Genomic DNA, 4,110 nt, shown 5'->3' on the forward strand with positions numbered 1-4,110 from the left:
GTTGCATAACCGTTGTTGCTGATCAGATAATCAGTATATAGCTCAAGTTTTTCTTTTTTCATGACCAAAATGATAAGCTTTTTTCGGCGGCCTGCTTAACATCAGTTGTTAATACATTCAGAAATGGGTCGATGCCCATGCCAACCTGCCTATCCGGGCAAGGTGGATCGTGAAAGCGGATGTGGCTCCATATCGGAGCAACCAAGCGGAAAGCATCGACTCTCCTTTCATGGAAGGTTTTATGTTTGTAGATTCAAAAATCAACGAAAAAGTAATCCAAGTATACCAGGAGACGCACTACTGCGTTCTTGGCTTATCGCTACTCATTTTTCAAGCTGAACTGAAAAATTTCCTTCAGGTGAATTTTGTCTACGCATTTACTGATTCATATGGATGCTTATTTACTGCATTGGCTGTGTACAGGCGATCGCAAAGATCCAACGCTTACTTTAACCAGAAAAACCTCATCCAATACAAATTGATCAGCAAGGGGTGATCTCATGATTAAAATAAACATTATTGAGCTCATTACGAAACGTTGCGCTGAACTTGGATTGAACAATCGAGAATTTCTACATCGATTAGGCTATGCGAATGTGAGCAAAGCCCAACGCCGACTGGATTCCCTTTATTGTGGTGATCTTATATCATCAAGAGGTGTGCTAGAAAAGTTACCAGTAGCCCTAGATTTATCAGCCGAAGCAGTAGAAGAAGCTGCCGAAGTCTTCAAACAAGAGCTAGTGGCAGAGGCGGAGCAAAGAATGTGTGTTGCCTTTAGACCAAAGGTTATGCATAATTACCAATCCTGATCGGCCAAGGTCAATCACCATATGCGCCATAACTAACTGTGGACGGTATAGGGAAACTCTTCTTTGTAGAACCTAAATCTTAATAATTTTAATATAAGTGTGTGCGATGGAGTTCTTAACATTTTAAAATAATCCACACTATCTTCTCAGAAGCAATTTATATAAACCAACATCCTTTGAATAGTCAATATATAAATCTACAATAATAATATATTGATTATAAATAGTAATTTTACATGCACAAAGTTTAATCAATCTAAAAAAGACTATTACAAATAACCATCTTAGCAGCAGTATTTACAGATTACCCACAAAGTTATCCACAGAAATTGTGGACAAGTAATAATTTAATATAAATAAATTTGCAGAAACTATATAAATTACACCCACTTCACCAAACAGGAATAAAAAAGCTTATTATTTTAAAAATAGTAACCCTCTCAATCTTTGCCTAACAAGACGCATGTAACCCCACTTTTATTTTTCTCAGATTGTTCAGTTTCTATTCATGTTCTCCAGTATAAAGTTAATACCAACAGAAGAAGTTCTGCTCCACAAAAATCAAGGAGACTTAACATGAAAACAATAACTAAAACGAACACATCAGTAAAATTATTATCTGGAATGTTGTTGAGTGTGGTTTTAGCTACTCCCATGGTGGCTGAAGCTGGAAGAGGCCATCACCATCACCACCATCATCATGGGCATCACCATCACCACCATAAGCATAAGCATCATCACCATGGGCATAATCATTACTATCAACGGAATATTTATTACGGCCAACCTTACTATCCACCCGTTCCGCCAGCAAATGTTTATTACAACCGACCATACTATCCACCTGCACCTGTATATTACCCACCCGCACCTGCTGCATATGGCGTAGCACCGGGTCATTTATTCATGGGTATTAACACGGGGAATGTCGGTGTTATGTTGGGCTTCTAGGCCTCGTAGAAGTGGATCTTGTAACTATTGACAAGTAGGGCGAGGCAAATGAAGTTTATGAAAATCTTCGCTGGACTCATTCTGGGTGCTTTAACAAGCATTTCATTTGCAGATCCACCCTATTCGATTGACCGAGAAACTGGTAAATATTTGGGTAATTTGAGGACCGAGAGATACGATCCAAATTCAACGTCTAACCCTTATGGTCGTCCGGTTATTCCTTACTCGCCAGATTCAATCAATATCCGTATGGAGGGTATGGCAGTCAATATCCGAATGACTTATACAATAACCCTTATGCTACTGATCCGCCGAGAATAATGCATGATAAAAGTCGAGGCGTTGATAGAAGAGATGTTTATGACTACTGCTTACCAGGATATAAAATAATTTTAAAATGCTACTAATCCAGCAAAAATAATGCATGATAAAAGTCGAAGTGGTGGTAGAAGAGATGTTTATGACTACTACTCACCAGGATATAAAATACTTCTAAAATGTGAGTGTTCCCCAGCAATTACGGTATAACTAAGTTTCCAGGTTGGTTACTGCTTTAGAATTTGATAACTATAGAAGTCTCCAAAAAATCGAGGTTTTTTTACCAGCAATATGATGCAATAAAAAGCTGTATTCTGCTATTTGGCTTTATTTAAAAAAATTTAAGCCCGCTTATACCAATCAGGTATAACCCATAGAGCTAAAGGAGGGAAAAATAAAGCCGCGTATCTGTAGTTGATATCACGGCCGTTTCCGTATTCGTTGCCCTCTGGAATTTAGATGTTTTTCTTCTAAATATTTACTACTAATTCAATTGAGAATTTACGATCTATTCAGTTCTTAAACTAAAACTAAGCTCTCGTTTTTGTTGATCCTGAGCCATTTTGTGGTGAATATCAGCTTCTCTCAAATTCTCTTTAATAGAATCTTCTAAATGCCTCATATTAGCCCAAATATGGGACCGGTAGTTTTGCCCTTTTCTTCCATAGTAGTAGTTGTGTCCTTCGTATTCCTCAAGCTGTTCTTTCTTCGCCTGTAGTTTTTCTTTCATCTCTTTGGCCACATCTTCATAATGTCTAGCCACGGCAATATGATTATTAGGGTCTATAGAGTGTTGATTCGTGCCAACCTTTTCATTACTTAGAGTGCTTGCTATTGGACTCATTTGAGCACAGCCGGATAAGAAGCCCAGTATCAAAACAACTATCAAAAAAGTCAACTTCTTCATCATAAAATCTCCATCGGCTTACTTTAATTTACCCTATTTGTTAAAATTTCTATCAAAAATATTGCGTCTTTAGTCCATTAATAATAACCATGTTAAGAATGCGTTCTTTACAGGAAACAAACTTATTAACATCTTAGATTTCCAACATAGCCCATCACTTAATAATTCGCGACGATTTATCTGAATATTATTCATAATAACATTATGGTTTTTAACAGATTAGCCCTTTTCATCATATTTGTATTTAATTTATTATGATGCATAATATCAATACAAATAACAAAAAATAAGCATTTAAAAAAGAAATATATTGTTTCTTATATAAATACAATTAAATTGTATTTAAATGATGTTATAAGTCCTGATATGTAGATTGCTGAATATTGGAAAAAACGCTTCAATTTGGATAAATTAGAGAGCTTAGACCTACAATTGACTTCTAATATATTTTTCTGTGCTTATCTAATTTGGTATGCCACCTAGAGTGAAAAATACATGTCACACAATCCCACAAGTCAACAATGGTTTTTTCTCAGTAAATTTTATTTATTATTGAAATAATCTTTTTATCTATGAGTCAGCGTTACAGCTATATATGGCTTTTAAAATAGAATAGTCGCGTATAAGTAATATAGTGGCGTTCAAATAACATTCTGTATATAAAATAAGAATGCTATGGCAAAGACAACTAAAACAAAGAAAACTGAAACAAAGATAATTGAAATTAAGTGGACAAGCGAGTCCGAGGGGCATAACTACAGTGCTGATTTATCCTATTATGTTTAATTTACGATGAGAAGATAGCTGCTAATTATGTAAGTAATCTAGAAAAAGCAATGCTTTCAGAATTTCAAGCTAAAGATATCTTCAGAGCATCCACCTTGCCCTTGCTTGGTATAAGTAATATACATGTCAAAAGGGATATACAGAAAATACAATTAGGAGAGAAGTTATCACCCCTTCTTCTGGTAAGGGATTCAAATAATGGTAAAGTGATTATTGCAGATGGCTATCATCGATTATGTGCAATCACTACTGTCCGGTTAACCCTAAACTCTTGAGAGATAAAGCCTGAGTGGGCTTGGGGATGGAGTAAAATTGATGTGTTCGAAACAGCAATTTTCC

At 35.8% G+C, this 4,110-nt stretch carries 4 protein-coding genes and 1 riboswitch; of the genes, 2 read left to right on the plus strand and 2 right to left on the minus strand.

From position 1 onward, the window contains the following. Window positions 1–108 precede the first annotated feature (108 nt). A riboswitch (SAM-I-IV-variant riboswitch) is annotated at window positions 109–215 on the plus strand. Window positions 216–500: 285 nt separating this feature from the next. Beyond that, entirely contained in the window at window positions 501–809 is a 309-nt protein-coding gene (locus tag BM122_RS20550; protein WP_074907455.1) for a hypothetical protein, read from the plus strand. A 646-nt stretch (window positions 810–1,455) separates the two neighbouring features. On the opposite strand, the gene BM122_RS23750 is transcribed toward BM122_RS20550, so the two are convergent. Further along, the gene (locus tag BM122_RS23750; protein ID WP_177198238.1) at window positions 1,456–1,674 is read right to left on the minus strand and encodes a hypothetical protein; all 219 of its coding nucleotides are present in this window, start codon (window positions 1,672–1,674) and stop codon (window positions 1,456–1,458) included. A gap of 134 nt (window positions 1,675–1,808) precedes the next feature. Between BM122_RS23750 and BM122_RS20560 the strand changes: the two genes are divergently transcribed. Continuing rightward, complete coding sequence (locus tag BM122_RS20560) at window positions 1,809–2,081, plus strand: hypothetical protein (protein ID WP_177198239.1); 273 nt, start codon at window positions 1,809–1,811, stop codon at window positions 2,079–2,081. A 505-nt stretch (window positions 2,082–2,586) separates the two neighbouring features. Here BM122_RS20560 and BM122_RS20565 read toward each other — a convergent pair. Continuing rightward, window positions 2,587–2,988, minus strand: coding sequence for a hypothetical protein (locus BM122_RS20565; protein WP_083398639.1), 402 nt, complete (start codon window positions 2,986–2,988; stop codon window positions 2,587–2,589). Between the last annotated feature and the right edge of the window lie 1,122 nt (window positions 2,989–4,110).

Origin of the sequence: Nitrosomonas communis (assembly GCF_900114745.1) — a bacterium.
In the GTDB taxonomy this organism is placed as follows: domain Bacteria; phylum Pseudomonadota; class Gammaproteobacteria; order Burkholderiales; family Nitrosomonadaceae; genus Nitrosomonas; species Nitrosomonas communis_A.

Excerpts from the sequence above, each read along its gene's own strand:
- BM122_RS20560 (WP_177198239.1), top strand. The coding sequence starts at position 1,809 with ATGAAGTTTATGAAAATCTTCGCTGGACTCATTCTGGGTGCTTTAACA.
- BM122_RS20565 (WP_083398639.1), bottom strand. The coding sequence starts at position 2,988 with ATGATGAAGAAGTTGACTTTTTTGATAGTTGTTTTGATACTGGGCTTC.
- BM122_RS20550 (WP_074907455.1), top strand. The coding sequence starts at position 501 with ATGATTAAAATAAACATTATTGAGCTCATTACGAAACGTTGCGCTGAA.